The 14,109-nt window shown below is 69.2% G+C and carries 16 protein-coding genes; 12 read left to right on the forward strand and 4 right to left on the reverse strand.

Features of this window, described 5'->3' with window-relative positions; genetic code table 11:
• Positions 1-38: 38 nt before the first annotated feature.
• Positions 39-467, reverse strand: coding sequence for a hypothetical protein (locus tag CAL12_RS27305; RefSeq protein WP_086067477.1), 429 nt, complete (start codon positions 465-467; stop codon positions 39-41).
• A 165-nt stretch (positions 468-632) separates the two neighbouring features.
• Between CAL12_RS27305 and gspG the strand changes: the two genes are divergently transcribed.
• The 12 genes from gspG (at position 633) to CAL12_RS27365 (ending at position 12,198) form a co-directional block, all read left to right on the forward strand.
• The gene (gene gspG, locus CAL12_RS27310; RefSeq protein ID WP_086068152.1) at positions 633-1,109 is read left to right on the forward strand and encodes a type II secretion system major pseudopilin GspG; all 477 of its coding nucleotides are present in this window, start codon (positions 633-635) and stop codon (positions 1,107-1,109) included.
• The gene (locus tag CAL12_RS27315) at positions 1,081-1,710 is read left to right on the forward strand and encodes a prepilin-type N-terminal cleavage/methylation domain-containing protein (RefSeq protein WP_086067478.1); all 630 of its coding nucleotides are present in this window, start codon (positions 1,081-1,083) and stop codon (positions 1,708-1,710) included. Before gspG ends, CAL12_RS27315 begins: the two co-directional genes overlap by 29 nt.
• The gene (gspI, locus tag CAL12_RS27320) at positions 1,707-2,078 is read left to right on the forward strand and encodes a type II secretion system minor pseudopilin GspI (RefSeq protein WP_086067479.1); all 372 of its coding nucleotides are present in this window, start codon (positions 1,707-1,709) and stop codon (positions 2,076-2,078) included. The genes CAL12_RS27315 and gspI overlap by 4 nt, the downstream gene beginning before the upstream one ends.
• Positions 2,079-2,086: 8 nt before the next feature.
• The gene (locus tag CAL12_RS27325) at positions 2,087-2,803 is read left to right on the forward strand and encodes a PulJ/GspJ family protein (protein ID WP_157793144.1); all 717 of its coding nucleotides are present in this window, start codon (positions 2,087-2,089) and stop codon (positions 2,801-2,803) included.
• A 74-nt stretch (positions 2,804-2,877) separates the two neighbouring features.
• Positions 2,878-3,894: a type II secretion system minor pseudopilin GspK gene (gspK, locus tag CAL12_RS27330; protein ID WP_157793145.1), complete on the forward strand. Its 1,017-nt coding sequence runs from the start codon at positions 2,878-2,880 to the stop codon at positions 3,892-3,894.
• Positions 3,891-4,946, forward strand: a complete 1,056-nt coding sequence (gspL, locus tag CAL12_RS27335) for a type II secretion system protein GspL (protein ID WP_086067482.1) — start codon at positions 3,891-3,893, stop codon at positions 4,944-4,946. Before gspK ends, gspL begins: the two co-directional genes overlap by 4 nt.
• Positions 4,943-5,545 (forward strand): type II secretion system protein GspM, encoded by a 603-nt coding sequence (gspM, locus tag CAL12_RS27340; protein WP_086067483.1) that lies wholly within the window; start codon positions 4,943-4,945, stop codon positions 5,543-5,545. The genes gspL and gspM overlap by 4 nt, the downstream gene beginning before the upstream one ends.
• Positions 5,542-6,291: a type II secretion system protein N gene (gspN, locus tag CAL12_RS27345; RefSeq protein ID WP_086067484.1), complete on the forward strand. Its 750-nt coding sequence runs from the start codon at positions 5,542-5,544 to the stop codon at positions 6,289-6,291. Before gspM ends, gspN begins: the two co-directional genes overlap by 4 nt.
• A 15-nt stretch (positions 6,292-6,306) precedes the next feature.
• Positions 6,307-9,108 (forward strand): type II secretion system secretin GspD, encoded by a 2,802-nt coding sequence (gene gspD / locus CAL12_RS27350; protein ID WP_086067485.1) that lies wholly within the window; start codon positions 6,307-6,309, stop codon positions 9,106-9,108.
• A gap of 19 nt (positions 9,109-9,127) precedes the next feature.
• A complete protein-coding gene (gene gspE / locus CAL12_RS27355; RefSeq protein ID WP_086067486.1) occupies positions 9,128-10,552 on the forward strand; it encodes a type II secretion system ATPase GspE in 1,425 nt (474 codons plus the stop codon).
• A gap of 5 nt (positions 10,553-10,557) precedes the next feature.
• Positions 10,558-11,769, forward strand: coding sequence for a type II secretion system inner membrane protein GspF (gene gspF / locus CAL12_RS27360; RefSeq protein ID WP_086067487.1), 1,212 nt, complete (start codon positions 10,558-10,560; stop codon positions 11,767-11,769).
• Between the two features lie 87 nt (positions 11,770-11,856).
• Positions 11,857-12,198 carry a four-helix bundle copper-binding protein gene (locus CAL12_RS27365; protein WP_198298338.1) on the forward strand — a complete coding sequence of 114 codons (342 nt, stop codon included), beginning with the start codon at positions 11,857-11,859 and terminating at the stop codon, positions 12,196-12,198.
• A gap of 22 nt (positions 12,199-12,220) precedes the next feature.
• On the opposite strand, the gene CAL12_RS27370 is transcribed toward CAL12_RS27365, so the two are convergent.
• Genes CAL12_RS27370 through CAL12_RS27380 form a run of 3 tightly spaced genes read right to left on the reverse strand, consistent with a single transcriptional unit; the run spans position 12,221 to position 13,815 of the window.
• Entirely contained in the window at positions 12,221-12,823 is a 603-nt protein-coding gene (locus tag CAL12_RS27370) for a papain-like cysteine protease family protein (RefSeq protein ID WP_086067488.1), read from the reverse strand.
• A gap of 30 nt (positions 12,824-12,853) precedes the next feature.
• Complete coding sequence (locus tag CAL12_RS27375; protein ID WP_086067489.1) at positions 12,854-13,360, reverse strand: hypothetical protein; 507 nt, start codon at positions 13,358-13,360, stop codon at positions 12,854-12,856.
• A 32-nt stretch (positions 13,361-13,392) separates the two neighbouring features.
• Positions 13,393-13,815 (reverse strand): hypothetical protein, encoded by a 423-nt coding sequence (locus CAL12_RS27380; RefSeq protein ID WP_086067490.1) that lies wholly within the window; start codon positions 13,813-13,815, stop codon positions 13,393-13,395.
• Between the last annotated feature and the right edge of the window lie 294 nt (positions 13,816-14,109).

Genomic DNA, 14,109 nt, shown 5'->3' on the forward strand with positions numbered 1-14,109 from the left:
CGCATTCGTGCGTGCCTTCAAGGGCAACAGCCGCCGCTTCAACGCACCGGCACGAATCCGGGCGTCTTCAGGGCCGGCAGCGCGGCCACCGCGACGCGTATCGCCGTCCCGCCCTGATCCAGCACCACCCCCGCCGATTCGACTTTCGCCAGCGTCACCCCATCGGCGATCGCCTGTCCCACGCGATAGGCGCGTGGCGCCGCGCCATCGATGGCCAGGATCGCGGCCCCTCGATCGCCCGCCGAGATCAGGCCCAGCACGGTCACCTTGACCGGCGCCGCCGACGTTCCGAACCAGCGCGCGAGTGCCGTGGTGTCTCCCGCCGCCCGCGCCCGCGGCACCAGCAGCGGCGGCAGGTTGGACGTGCGCGGCGCCAGCAGGATCGCGCCCCAGGTACCCACGCCCGCGGCCAGGACCAGCATGGCGGCGCCCCGGGCCAGCCGGGCGGAATCGAAGCGTTGTGGCATGGAAACGTTTACAAGGCCGACCTTGCGTCGACATATGGCTGTCATTAGGACCGTAGATGATAGGTCCCGCATATGACAGATCACCTCAATTGTTGTGACAGCCAGACGCAAGGCAAGCAGCGTCCCGGCCAGCGCGCAACGCGTCGGCGAGCGACGATGAACCCCATGAAACCTTGCGCCCACGGTATTCCCGCGCCTCGGACCCGCCGTCCCGCGCCCCGCAGCCACCCTACGCGACAACGCGGCTTCTCGCTTATCGAGATCATGGTCGTGGTGGTCATCATGGGGATCCTGGCCGGGCTCGTCGTGCCGAATCTTCTGAGACGTCCCGACCAGGCGCGCGTCGTCGCCGCGCGGCAGGATATCTCCAGTATCTACCAGGCCCTGAAACTGTATCGCCTGGACAATGGCCACTATCCCAGCGCGCAGCAGGGCCTGCAGGCCTTGGTGCAGCAGCCGGCCGACGAAAAGCTGTCAGGCTGGCACAGCTATCTCGATCGTTTGCCCAACGATCCCTGGGGCCATCCTTATCAATACCTGAACCCCGGCGTCAAAGGCGAGATCGACGTGTTTTCCCTGGGCGCCGACAACAAGCCCGGCGGCGAAGACAGCGATGCGGATATCGGATCCTGGAGCCTTTGACCGCCGCGCGGCGCGCGCGCCAGCCCAGCCACGTCGATGCCAGGCCGGTTTCAGCCTGATCGAAATGCTGGTGGTCGTCGCGATCATCGCGATCATGACCGCGGGCATCAGCCTGGCGATGCCGCGCCGTGGCGACCAGCCACTGGCGCGCGACGCCCGCCGGCTGGAGCTGCTGTTCGCGCAGGCCCAGACGGAAGCCCGCGCGGGCGGCCGCGCCATCATCTGGCGCGCCGACGAGAACGGCTACCGCTTCACGCGGCGCGCCGCCTGGCAGCCCGGCGATGCACGCGGAGTCGCACCCGCCTCGGTCACCGAGGCGCCTCGGTCCGATGATTTCCGGCAGGACGAATCGTTGCGCCCACGGCAATGGGAAGCCGGCCACGTCCGCGTGCAGGTCTACAACGACGGCCGGCCCGCGGGCGGCGCCGCGAGCGGGGCGGAAGGGACGGACGGGACGGGTGCCTTCGCAGCGAGCGCCCACGCCACCGCCGTCTTCGCGCCCGAGTGGATATCGCCGCCCATGCGCGTCGAACTCAGCGATGACTTCCGGCGCATCGACATCGTGCGTGACGCCGCCGGCCGTTATGCGACGCACCCATGAACCACCGCGATCGACAACAAGGCTTTTCGCTGCTGGAAGTCCTGGTGGCGCTGGTCATCATCGCGATCGCGCTGGGCGCCTGCGTGCGTGCGGCGGGGCAGATGGCGGCCGGCCAGGCCGCCGTGCGCGAGCGCGCGCTGGCGCTGGTGTCGGCGGAAAACACGCTGGCCGAACTGCGCGCCCAACGCCTCTATCCGCCGCTGGGGCGCCGCAGCCTACCCTGTCCGCAGGGGCCGCTGGCGCTCACCTGCGACCTTTCCATCGAATCGACGTCCAATCGCGGCTTTCGCCAGGCCACCGTGCGGGTGATGGATGCCGACAAGCGCCTGCTGTCCGAACTGCGCGGGCTGGCGGCCGCGCAGCCATGAAGAACCGCATGGCGTCACCGGCAATTCGCATACACGCTTCGGCGCAGGTGTCGCCCGGGTCGCAGCCGACGCGCGCGCGGCGCGCCGCATCGGCCCCGTCCGCGTCGGCCCCGTCCGTATCGAGCCCGGCACGACAGCGTGGCTTCACGCTGATCGAAGTACTGGTCGCGGTCGCGTTGATGGCCATCGTCAGCGTGATGTCCTGGCGGGGCCTGGACAGCGTGGTCCGCGCGCGCAACCACATGCAGCGCGAAGCCGACCGCGACGAGGCCTTGCTGCGCGTACTGGGACAGCTGCAACAGGACGTCCGCATGCGGGCGCCCGATTCCGTCCTGAACGGCGGCATTGGCGATGCGACCGCCGGCCAGGCGCTGCCCGCTGCCATCAGCATGCCGGCCAGCGCGCAGGAGGTGGATATCGTCCGCGGTCCGGCGCCGGCGGGACGCTGGCAACGCGTGCGCTGGTGGCGAGAAGGCGATACCTTGCGGCGTGCCAGCGGAGCCGGTGGCGACAGCTTCCCGCTGCCCGGGCCCGATGCCGGCGCGGACGTGCTGGACGGCGTGCTCGGCTTCGGCGTGGAAGCCTGGATACCCGGACGCGGGTGGATCGCCTTGCCCGCCGGCCAATCGAGCGCGGCCGCCACCGGGCTGGCCTTCGTGCTGCGACTCGCCGGCGCGGCACCTGGCACCACGCAGACCTATCGCCGCGTGGTGGCCCTGCCATGAAGTCCAGGTCACACAGGCCCAGGTCACGCAGGCCCACATCGCGCAAGCCCACGTCACGCGGCGGGCAGCAAGGCATGGCCGTGATCGCCGCGCTGCTGGTGGTCGCCGCCGCCGCAATCATCGCCACCACCATGCTGGATGGCCAGACCACGTACACGCGCATCCTGCAGAGCGAGAAAGCCCGCGTACAGGCGCACTGGCTGCTGATGGGCGGCATGGACTGGGCCCGGCTCATCCTGCAGGCCGACGGCAGGCGCAGCCCGGCGACACGCCCGGACCAGTTATGGGCCACGCCCATCGTCGACCTGCGCGTCGATGCGGACGATCAGCCGGGCGATCAGGCAGCCAATCAGGCCGACGCCGCCCTGTTCTCCGGGCGCGTCGACGATGAACAGGCCAAGTACAACCTGTGGAACCTGGCGCGCGCGGGACGGGTGGACCCGCGCCAGCTCGCGGTGCTCGAACGCCTGCTACAGGCCCTGGACCTGCCACCCGCCGCCGCGCCCTTGATCGCGCGTCGCATCGCGCTGAGCCAGGCCTTGCCCGAGGGCGCCGATGGCGCGGACGGCGCAGATGGTGGAGGCGGTGGAAGTGATGGCAACCGCGGAACCGGTGGCATCAATGGCAACGGCGGCACCCGCCGCGCGTCGACCGCGGGCGTCGCCGGTTCCCAGAAATCGCCCGGCCTGCAATCCCTGGACGACCTGCTTGGCGTCGCCAGGCTGGACCGGCAGGCCCTCGATCGCCTGCGTTGCTGCGTCACCATCCTGCCCGCGCGCACCGCGGTCAACGTCAACACCGCGCCGGCCGAAGTGCTACATGCCCTGATCGGACCGCTGTCGCTGGGCCACGCCATGGCCCTGGTGGCGGACCGCGAACGCGGCCGCTACTTCAATGACGAAGCGGACTTCGTCAATCGGCTCGCGGACCCCGACATCAAGCTGGATGACGACAGCGTGGACATCGGCAGCCAGTGGTTCGGCGTGACCGGCGCCGTGCGCCTGGGCAGCGCCACGGTCGCCATGCGCGCGCTGCTGCGCCGTGATGAAAGCCTATCCACCCATGTCGTCTGGATAAGGGAAGCGAATTGAAGACCGTCCTGCGCCTGGCCCTGCCGCCGCTGCGCACCCTGACCCCCGACACGCGCGTCGCCTTCGTCCTGCTGGACCGCGACTGCCGGCTCCTGCGCGAAGGCGAATTGCCCCTGCGCGAGATCGCCGCCGTCACGCCGGCCGCGCGTGTCGAGGCCGTGCTGCATCCTCTGGATACCGTCGATACCTTCATCGCGCTGCCGCCGCTGCGCGGAGACCGGCTGCAGGCCGCGGCGGTCGCGCAGGTCGAACCGCTGACGCTGTCCTCGACGGACGACCTGGCCATCGCTTTCGGTCCCCGCGATGACACGGGGCGCGCACCCGTCGCCTGGACCGATCGGGCGGCGCTGGCGCGCGGCTGGGCCGCCTTGGCCGAAGCGGGTTTCGACGTGGCGGCCCTCTACCCCACGCGCGTGGCGGTCCCCGCGGCCGAGGCCGACGGGTCGACGGGCATCGCGCCGCTGGGCCTGCCCGCCGATGCGCGCTGGCGCCACGCATCGCCGGCATGGTCCCTGGCGCTGCCTGAACTGCGGCCCGCGATGCGTGGTGGACAGCGTTGGCGCGCCCCCCTGGCCTGGGGGGTGGCCGCGCTCGCGGTCTGGCTGATCGGACTGAACATCCATGCCGCGCAACTGGCCAGCGAAGGCGCCGCATTGCGGCAGATCATGAATAGCCGCGTCGCCGAAGCATTCCCGGATCTCCCCGTGATCGTCGATCCGCTCAAGCAGGCGCAGCAACGCGTCGACGCCCTGCGCGCCGCGCGCGGCGCGGCCAGCGATGACGACTTCATGCCGCTCGCGCTCGCCGCGGCCACGCTCCTACCCGCCGGCACGCTGCAGCTGGCCGCGCTGTCCTACCAGGATGGCATTCTGGCCATCGACGTCGATGACAACGGACGCCCGCCGCCGCCCGCCAACGGCGCGCCGCAACGCCAGGCCACCGCGATGGGCCTGGCGCTGGAAAGCACCAAGACCGGCTGGAAACTGATGCCGGCGCGACTGGCCAGCACACGCACGGACCGGGGGCGCGGCGCACAGGAGCGCCAGCCATGACGGCCCGCATGCGCAAGCTGCAACGGCCCGTCTTGCCGCCCGCGCTGGTGGCACGCTCGCTCGCCGCGCGGCAGCATACGGCGGCGTACTGGACGCGACTCAGCGCCCGTGAACGCCGGCTGGTGCGGGCCCTGGCCTGCGTCATCGTCGCGGCGCTGCTGTTTCTGCTGGCGCTGCGGCCCGCCTTGCGCGACATCGCGCAGTGGCAGGACGAACTGCCGTTGCTGCGCACCCAGGCCGCCGCCATCGACGCGCTGGTGCAGGAAGCCCAGGCCCTGAAGCGCGAGCAGGGCAGGCGCATTGCCGCGAACGACATGGAAGACGCGCTGCGCGCCAGCCTGGCGCGCGGCGGACTGGGCACGACGCCCCAGGTCGGCAAGCTGGAAGACGGCAAGCGCTGGCGCATCGCTGTCGAAGGCGTGGCGGCGGCCGTGCTGTTCGACTGGCTGGCGCATGCCCCGGCGCAGCTGCATCTGCGCGTCACGCAGGTCCAACTGCTGCGGCCGCGCGATTCGCTCGGCCGCCCGGTGCCCGCCCAGGTGTCCGGCACGCTGCTGCTACGCGATGGCGACGTGCCCGCGAAAGAGGCCCGGCCATGAAGGCCCGTCGCTGGCTGCTGCCCGCCGGCGCGGCATGCGTGGCGCTCGCCGCCGCGCTGGCCGTCCTGCCCGCGCGCTGGCTGCTGCGCGCCTTCCCGGCGGACGGCCCCATCAGCGTCGTCGATGCCTCGGGCAGTGTATGGAACGGCCAGGCACAGGTCGCGGTCGGCCCGCCTGGCATGCGCCGCACCCTGCCCCAGTCCTTCAGCTGGCGCTGGCACTGGGCCTCCGGCGTCGGCCCCGCCGCGCAGCTCAGCCATCCATGGCTGGCGACACCCGTCGAAATGGCGCCGGGGCTACGCGGCATCCGCCTGGGCCAGGGCCGTCTGAACCTGCCCGCCGACGTGCTGACGGCCATCGGCGCGCCGCTGAACACGCTGGAGCCCGGCGGGCAGCTGGCGCTGGCCTGGCCCGCGATGGACCTGGGTGCCCTGCCGCCAGGCACGTCGCCGCTGCAACTGACCTGGACGCAGGCGTCGTCGACCCTGGTGCGCGTACAGCCGCTGGGCGACTACCAGGCATCGCTGTCCGCCGATGCCCAGGGCCATCTCGACCTGCGTATACGCACCCTGCGCGGCGCCCTGCACGTCGACGGCCAAGGCCGCGACCAGGCGGGCCGCTGGCGCTTCGATGGCCTGGCCAGTCCCGCGCCCGACACCGATACCGCCACGCGCGAGGCGCTGCAGCCGCTGTTGAGCGCGCTGGGCAACTACCGCAATGGCGTTTCACAACTGCGATTTCCCTGATTACCGAGCCGCTCGATGAATCCTCCTCATGTCCCTCGCAAGCGTCACGACGCCCCCGGTCTCGTCCGTCGCATCCGCCACGCCGCCCGGCCGCCTCACCGGCTGGCCCCCGCCGCGCTGGCGACCCTGCTGGCATTGAGCGGATGCGCCACGCCGGACAAGCCGGCGACGCCACCCCCGGTGCCGGACAGTCCCCTGATCAGCGCCGCGGCCAGCCAGCCCGACCTCGGCGCCACGCGCACGCGGCGCACCGACACGCCGACGGCACCCACGCCGCGCGACCTGGGCCCCCTGCACGTCCGCGTCAAGGTCAACGGCAAGGACGTCGATGGCAACGCCCCCACGCCCGGCGCCGCGGGCAGCCAGAACACCGAACCGGTGCAGCTGAATTTCGTCGATGCGGACCTGCCCAACGTGGTGCGCGCCATGGCGCGCTACACCGGCCGCAACTTCGTGGTCGATCCGCGCGTCAAGGGACAGCTGACGCTGGTGTCCGAACGGCCGGTGGACCCCAACACCGCGTACGACATGCTGCTGGGTGCGTTGCGCATGCAGGGCGTGGCCGTCATCGACGTCAACGGCGTCAGCCGCGTCGTGCCGGAAGCCGACGCCAAGCTGCAAGGCGTGCCCGTCGCGGAAAGCGGCCAGCCGGCGACCTCCGGCGGCCTGGTGACGCGCGTGTTCCGCCTGCAGTACGAAAACGCCACCAACCTGCTGCCGGTGCTGCGCCCGATGATCGCGCCCAACAATCCGATCAATGCCTATCCCAACAACAACACCCTGGTCGTCACCGACTACGCCGACAACATGGCGCGCATCGCCAAGGTGATTGCCGAGATCGACAATCCGGACTCCCTGTCCGCCGACGTCATCCCGGTGCGCTACGGCATCGCGTCCGACATCGCGCCGGTGGTCGGCGGCATGCTGGACACGCGCGGCGGCAACGATCCCAGCCAGCAGGTCACCGTCGCGGCCGATCCGCGCAGCAACAGCGTGCTGGTACGCGCGTCCAATCCAGCGCGCGCGCAGCTCGCGCGCGAACTGGTGATGCGCCTGGACAATCCACAAAGCCAGGCCGGCAATCTCCATGTGGTCTACCTGCGCAATGCGCAGGCGGTGAAGCTGGCGGGCGTGTTGCGCGGCGCGCTGACGGGACAATCCGACAATCGAGGCGGTAGCGCGGCGGCCCCGTCCGGCGGCACGCCGGGCAGCGACTATGGCAGCAATCCCTTCCGCGGCGGCACCTCGGTGATGAACCCGTCGCCATCGACGCAAACGCAGAACGCCTTGGGCACGGGGGCGAACGGCGCCAACGCATCGCAGCGCTTCGGCCAGAATGGCGACAGCGGCGACCGCGACGCGCAGGGCAACGCGTTTTCCGTCAACGGTGCCACCATCACGGCCGATCCGACCACCAACACGCTTATCATCTCCGCGCCGGAGCCCCTGTACCGCAGCCTGCGCGAAGTCATCGACGAGCTGGACCAGCGCCGCGCCCAGGTACTGGTCGAAAGCCTGATCGTCGAAGTCTCCAGCGACGATGCCGCGCAGTTCGGCATCCAGTGGATGTTCGGCGGCAACGGCTTCAACGGCAACGGCAGCTCGGTGTTCGGCGGCACCAACCTGAACGGCAGCGGCTTGAACCTGAGCTCCAGCACCGCGACCACGCTGGACGCGCTGGGCAGCGGCCTGAACGTGGGCCTGGTCAAGGGCACGGTGGACGCCCTGGGGCACCAGGTCATCAACCTGGGCGTGCTGGCGCGCGCCATGCAGGGCAGGCAGGGCACCAATATCCTGTCGACGCCCAACCTGCTGACGCTGGACAACGAACAGGCGAGCATCGTCGTCGGCCAGACCGTGCCCTTCGTGACGGGCTCCTACGTGACCAATTCCGGCGACGGCTCCGGCAATCCCTTCCAGACCATCGAACGCGAGGACGTCGGCCTGACCCTGAAGCTGCGCCCGCAGATATCGGAAGGCGGCACGGTCAAGCTGGACCTGTACCAGGAAGTCAGCAGCATCGACGACACCGCCACCAGCACCGCCGGCATCATCACGCGCAAGCGGGCGCTGGATACCAGCGTGCTGGTCGACGATGGCCAGATCATCGTGCTGGGCGGCCTGCTGGAAGATTCCGGCACCGACGGCACGCAATCGGTGCCGATACTCGGCGACCTGCCCTGGATCGGTTCGCTGTTCCGCTATACCAGCCGGCACCGCACCAAGACCAACCTGATGATCTTCCTGCGTCCGCATATCGTGCGCGGCACCAACGACAGCCGCCGCCTGACGATGGACCGCTACGACTACATGCAACGCGTGCAGGACAACGCGCGGACCCCGCACAGCTGGCCGTTGCCCGACGTCGATTCGCCGCACCTGCCCACTTTGGGCCCGGACGGCCAGCCGCTATCGTCGCGGACGCTCGACCTGCGGCCCAGCAGCGCCGACCAGACTTTGAGCCAGGACCCGCCTCCCACCATTACCGACACACGCGTCCATCCGACGACCCCGCGCCCGCCGGCACCCGCGACATCCATGGAAGGCCTGCCCGCCGTGGGTGGCCAGCTCGGTGCCGGAAGGAACGACAGTGGTAGCCAGGCGCTGGTGCTGCAGATTGCCCGCGCCGACTCGCAGGCGCAGGCGCAACAGATCGTGCAGCGCGTATCGGGCACGGGGCTGCAGGCCTATACCCAGGTCGCCCCTGGCGGCTCGGGCGTGCTGGTGCGCACCCGCGTCGCGCGCGATCCGGCGGCCGCGGGCGCGGCGGCCGAACTGCTGACCAAACTGGGCTATCAGCCGGAGACGATACGGTAACGGCCCCGGAGATCACGCGATGACCACCCTGCCCTATGCCTGGGCCCGCGCGCAGCGCGCCCTGCTGACCATCCGCCCGGAAGGCGCGCAATTGACGTTCAGCCCGCGCACGCCGGCGTGGGCCCGCGCCGAGGCACGGCGCCACCATCCCCAGGCGCAGGAACGCGAGATCGCCGACGACGAACTGGAAACGCTGCTGGCGGCCGCCTATGCCCAGGCCGGCGATGCGGCCAGCGTGGTGGCCGCATCCGAGAACGAGATAGACCTGGACCGGTTGATGCAGGACATCCCGGAAATCGAGGACCTGCTCGACACGCAGGACGACGCGCCCGTCATCCGCATGATCAACGCCCTGTTCACCCAGGCCGCGCGCGACGGCGCCAGCGACATCCACATCGAGGCCTTCGAAACGCATTCGATGGTGCGCTACCGTGTCGACGGCACGCTGCGCGACGTGGTCAGTCCGCGGCGCGCGCTGCATCACGCGCTGATCTCGCGTATCAAGATCATGGCCCATCTGGACATCGCCGAAAAACGCCTGCCGCAGGACGGCCGCATCGCCTTGCGGGTCGGCGGGCGGCCCATCGACGTGCGCGTATCGACGCTGCCCACGGGCCATGGCGAACGCGCCGTGCTGCGCCTGCTGGACAAGGAAGCCGGCCGCCTGCGCCTGGAAGGCCTGGGCATGGCGTCCGCCGTGCTCACGCGGCTGGACAGGCTGATCCACCAGCCACACGGCATCGTGCTGGTCACCGGCCCCACCGGCAGCGGCAAGACCACCACCTTGTACGCATCGCTGGCGCGGCTGGATGCCAGCACGACCAATATCCTGACCGTCGAGGATCCCATCGAATACGACCTGCCCGGCGTCGGCCAGACCCAGGTGAACGCACGCATCGACCTGAGCTTCGCCACCGCCCTGCGCGCCATCCTGCGACAGGATCCGGACGTGGTCATGATCGGTGAAATCCGCGACCTGGAAACCGCGCAGATCGCCGTGCAGGCGTCGCTGACGGGACACCTGGTGCTGGCGACGCTGCACACCAACGACGCCGTGTCGGCGATCACGCGCCTGACCGACATGGGGGTGGAACCTTTCCTGCTGTCCTCGTCGCTGCTGGGCGTGCTGGCGCAGCGGCTGGTGCGGCGCCTGTGCCCGCACTGCAGGCAAGCGGCCGAACAGGAAGACGGCCGCCCTGCCTGGCGCGCGGTGGGCTGCGCGGCTTGCGGCCACACCGGCTACAGCGGCCGTACCGGCATCCACGAACTGTTCGTCATCGACGAGGAGATCCGCCGCCTGATGCATGACGGCGCCGGCGAACCTGCCATGCGCCGCGCCGCCGAGGCCGCCGGCATGCGCACCATGCGGCAGGATGGCCAGCGCTGGGTGGATGGCGGCGAGACCTCCGCCGAAGAGATCCTGCGCGTCACGCGCGACGATTGATACCCATGCCTTCCTACAACTTCGAAGCCGCCGACGCCACGGGCCGCCTGGAGCGCGGCATGATAGACGCCGACTCGCCGCGCGGCGCGCGCAACGCGTTGCGCGCGCGCGGGCTCACGCCGCTGGACGTGCGCGATGCGTCCGGACGGCACCGCGCGGGATCCGCGCGCTGGCTGGGCAAGCATCTCGGCGACGTCGAGCTCGCCTGGGTGACGCGCCAGATCGCCAGCCTGCTGGCGGCGCGCCTGCCGCTGGACGCCGCGCTGACGGCCACGCTGGAGCAGGCTGAAAAACGCCATGTCGCGCAGGCGCTGTCCGCCGTGCGCGCCGACGTGCGCGCGGGGCACAGGCTGGCCGACGCGCTGGCATCGCGGCCGCGCGACTTTCCCGATATCTACCGTGCGCTCGTCGCCGCCGGCGAGGAATCCGGCGACCTGTCGCTGGTCATGGAGCGGCTGGCCACCTACGTGGAACAGCGCAACGCCCTGCGCGGCAAGGTGCTGACGGCCTTCATCTATCCCGCCATCGTTGCCGTCGTATCGGTGGGCATCATCTTCTTCCTGCTGGGATTCGTGGTGCCGCAGGTGATCGGCGCCTTCAACCAGACGCATCAGCAGCTGCCGCTGATCACCCGCATCATGGTCGCGATGAGCGATATCGTGCGCGATTGGGGCGCCATCGGCGTAACCGTGGCGGTCGCCGCCTTCGCCGCGTGGCGCTGGCGCCTGCGGGCCGCGCCCGCCCGCCTGCGCTGGCACGCGCGGGTGCTGCGCCTGCCCATGGCCGGCCGCTTCGTGCTGGAAATGAACGCCGCGCGCTTCGCATCCACGCTGGCCATCCTGTCGGGCAGCGGCGTCTCCTTGCTGCGCGCCTTGCAGGCCGCGGCGCAAACGCTGACCAACGACCGCCTGCGCGCCGCCGTGGCCGACGCCACCGACCGCGTTCGCCAGGGCGCGCCGCTGGCCGCCTCGCTGCAGACGCAAAAAACCTTTCCCCCGCTGCTGGTGCACCTGATCGGGAGCGGCGAACGCACCGGCGAACTGGCCCCCATGCTGGACCGCGCCGCGACCACGCTGTCGGCCGACCTTGAACGCCGCGCCATGGCCATGACGGCCCTGTTGGAACCGCTGATGATCCTGATAATGGGCGGCGTGGTGCTGGTCATCGTGCTGGCCGTGATGATGCCCATCATCGAGATCAACCAGATGGTGCAGTAGCGACCGGCATAGCCATTGCTGACATTCCTTGTCTCAATCGCCGCAGGACGCTGCCGCCCTGCCGCCAACGGCAAGGAGCCCGACGCCATGTATCCTATCCCCACCAATATGCAGCTATGCATCGACGAATGCCTGCGCTGCTATCAGACCTGTACCGCCATGGCGATGAACCACTGCCTCGAAGCAGGCGGCCGCCACGTCGAGCCGGAGCACTTCCGCCTGATGATGGCCTGCGCCGAAATATGCCGTACCTCCGCGCATTTCATGCTGATCAATGTGCCCCACCATCGGCACACCTGCGCCGATTGCGCGACGATATGCCGCCAATGCGCCGACAGCTGCGACCAGCTGGACGGAATGGATGACTGCGCAACCATGTGCCGGCGTTGCGCGGACGCCTGCGAACGGATGGCCGGCAGCGCGGGCTGACAACGCCCGGCAAGCGCGCCGCTCAGCGCATCCGCAGCGCGGGGTTTCTCGAATAAACCACCTTCGTGACCAGCTTGCCAGTCTTGGGGATGGGAAGCGGCGCGTTCTTCGTCACGTTGTTCTTCGACGGATCGGCGTAGAACCAGTTGTCCCCGCTGTAGCCATAGACGACGATGTACTTGGGATTGCCCAGCTGGTCTCCCTGCGGGGTTCCCCATCCCACCACCACGGGGGACTTGGTCCTGATCTGGGCGCGGATCGTCCCCAGGCTCTGGGCGACGCTGGCGTTGCCGGAATTCAAGGGCGAATACACCATGGTCACGTTCATGGAGCGGTCCGGCGATCCCGCCACATTCAGATTGGCAGTGCCCATGCAGCGCGTGATGACTTCCTCCTGGGTCCACTTCGTAGCCTTGCCGTTTTTCAGCAGGCCGGTGTTATAGAAGTTGCCCAGCATCACCGCCACGGTGATCCAGCTCCACTGACTTTTCTTCTGCACCTCGAAGTACGGCGCGAAAGCGATGACGAACTGGTTCGCCGCGGCATCGGGCTGCGACTGCGGGTCGGCAGCCGGGTCCTGATCCTCGTTCTGGCTTTGGCTCTGGTCTTGGTCCTGACTATCCATGGAGGTCTCCCTATGCACGTCGCCGCGCGATCAATTCGCGACGATGGAAGGATCCCAGTAGAACGGTATCCGCATCACCTGCAAGCCATTGGCGGTCAACTCCGCCTTGATCCGGTAGCCGCACGTGGCGGCATTCAGTACCTGCCCCACGAAGAACTGCCCGTTGGTGTCGCGCATGACCGGCTCGCCGGCGCTAGTGAAAGCGTCGGCCGTACCCAGGACCTCGAAGCCGATGATCCTGACCGTATCCTGCGTGGTCGGATCCACCGGCTCGATGCGCCAGCCGACGAAGTCCTCCAGATGCGCGAACGTACGAAGCTCCAGCGACCCTTCGTACAAGCTGCCGTTGGAAGCGCGGTTGTCCAGCATGTATACGCCGTTGGAGACCTGTCCGTTGTTGGCGGCCGCCGTCGTGGCGACATAGGCGGTGTCCACGAGTATCCGCACCATGGTCTGCGGATTGTCGGGGCCGTAGTCCTCCTCCCTCGCGGTCAGCGGAGAGCCGGAAGATCCTATCGTGTTCGCTTGCGTGGCCATGTTCCACTCCCAGGTGATCAGGTATGGCGCGCTCACCGCACCACGATGCTGGGCCGCGGGCTCAGCGTCATGACGTCGCCGCTGGAGAGCGATGCGTAGATGTCGATGGTGTACGCGAGCGCGGTGCACGCCCCTTCGGCGATGCCGGTGTACGCGGCGTCGCCGGCATCCGGTGATACCCCCGGCACGCCGGTGTAACCCCACGCCTGGATATCGCTGATCGACTGGATCATGAAGGTGGACGTCGAGTTGGGATTCAATGGCTCGACGCGCCAGCAGATCTTGTCGTTCAGGCTGGCGACGGTGGTCATGCCGGGGTTTCCCTGCGGCATGCTGCCGGACGCCACGCGGTTGTCGACGATATAGACCCCGTTCACCGAACCGTCCTGCAGATTGTTCTCGTCGATGAGGATGCGGATCTGGATATCGCAGTCCGTGGTGGGTGGGTTGGCCATGGTCATCTCCGTATGTGCGCTGCGCGGTTGCCGGCACAAGGGTGCGTGCGTTTCGCGGCGTACCGTCACGCTATCGCATGCGCCACGGCATGGCGCGGCGCCGCGCCATAACCTTTTGTATCGGCGTGCTAGCGGGCAGCGCGTCGCCCGGGCCGGAAATACCCGCGGACGCGTCACCCAGCGTCCTCATCCTTTGTGGCGTCCGTGCGTCCGCAATTTGGGAATTTGATGAAAATTTGACGCACCGTCATTGACACTGGCGCGCAGAAAAACTTCCGCGAGCGACATGCCCTC

Source organism: Bordetella genomosp. 8 (assembly GCF_002119685.1).
Lineage (GTDB): Bacteria > Pseudomonadota > Gammaproteobacteria > Burkholderiales > Burkholderiaceae_B > Bordetella_C.

Excerpts from the sequence above, each read along its gene's own strand:
- CAL12_RS27305 (WP_086067477.1), bottom strand. The coding sequence starts at position 467 with ATGCCACAACGCTTCGATTCCGCCCGGCTGGCCCGGGGCGCCGCCATG.
- gspG (WP_086068152.1), top strand. The coding sequence starts at position 633 with ATGAAACCTTGCGCCCACGGTATTCCCGCGCCTCGGACCCGCCGTCCC.
- CAL12_RS27315 (WP_086067478.1), top strand. The coding sequence starts at position 1,081 with ATGCGGATATCGGATCCTGGAGCCTTTGACCGCCGCGCGGCGCGCGCG.
- gspI (WP_086067479.1), top strand. The coding sequence starts at position 1,707 with ATGAACCACCGCGATCGACAACAAGGCTTTTCGCTGCTGGAAGTCCTG.
- CAL12_RS27325 (WP_157793144.1), top strand. The coding sequence starts at position 2,087 with ATGGCGTCACCGGCAATTCGCATACACGCTTCGGCGCAGGTGTCGCCC.
- gspK (WP_157793145.1), top strand. The coding sequence starts at position 2,878 with ATGGCCGTGATCGCCGCGCTGCTGGTGGTCGCCGCCGCCGCAATCATC.
- gspM (WP_086067483.1), top strand. The coding sequence starts at position 4,943 with ATGACGGCCCGCATGCGCAAGCTGCAACGGCCCGTCTTGCCGCCCGCG.
- gspN (WP_086067484.1), top strand. The coding sequence starts at position 5,542 with ATGAAGGCCCGTCGCTGGCTGCTGCCCGCCGGCGCGGCATGCGTGGCG.
- gspD (WP_086067485.1), top strand. The coding sequence starts at position 6,307 with ATGAATCCTCCTCATGTCCCTCGCAAGCGTCACGACGCCCCCGGTCTC.
- gspE (WP_086067486.1), top strand. The coding sequence starts at position 9,128 with ATGACCACCCTGCCCTATGCCTGGGCCCGCGCGCAGCGCGCCCTGCTG.
- gspF (WP_086067487.1), top strand. The coding sequence starts at position 10,558 with ATGCCTTCCTACAACTTCGAAGCCGCCGACGCCACGGGCCGCCTGGAG.
- CAL12_RS27365 (WP_198298338.1), top strand. The coding sequence starts at position 11,857 with ATGTATCCTATCCCCACCAATATGCAGCTATGCATCGACGAATGCCTG.
- CAL12_RS27370 (WP_086067488.1), bottom strand. The coding sequence starts at position 12,823 with ATGGATAGTCAGGACCAAGACCAGAGCCAAAGCCAGAACGAGGATCAG.
- CAL12_RS27375 (WP_086067489.1), bottom strand. The coding sequence starts at position 13,360 with ATGGCCACGCAAGCGAACACGATAGGATCTTCCGGCTCTCCGCTGACC.
- CAL12_RS27380 (WP_086067490.1), bottom strand. The coding sequence starts at position 13,815 with ATGGCCAACCCACCCACCACGGACTGCGATATCCAGATCCGCATCCTC.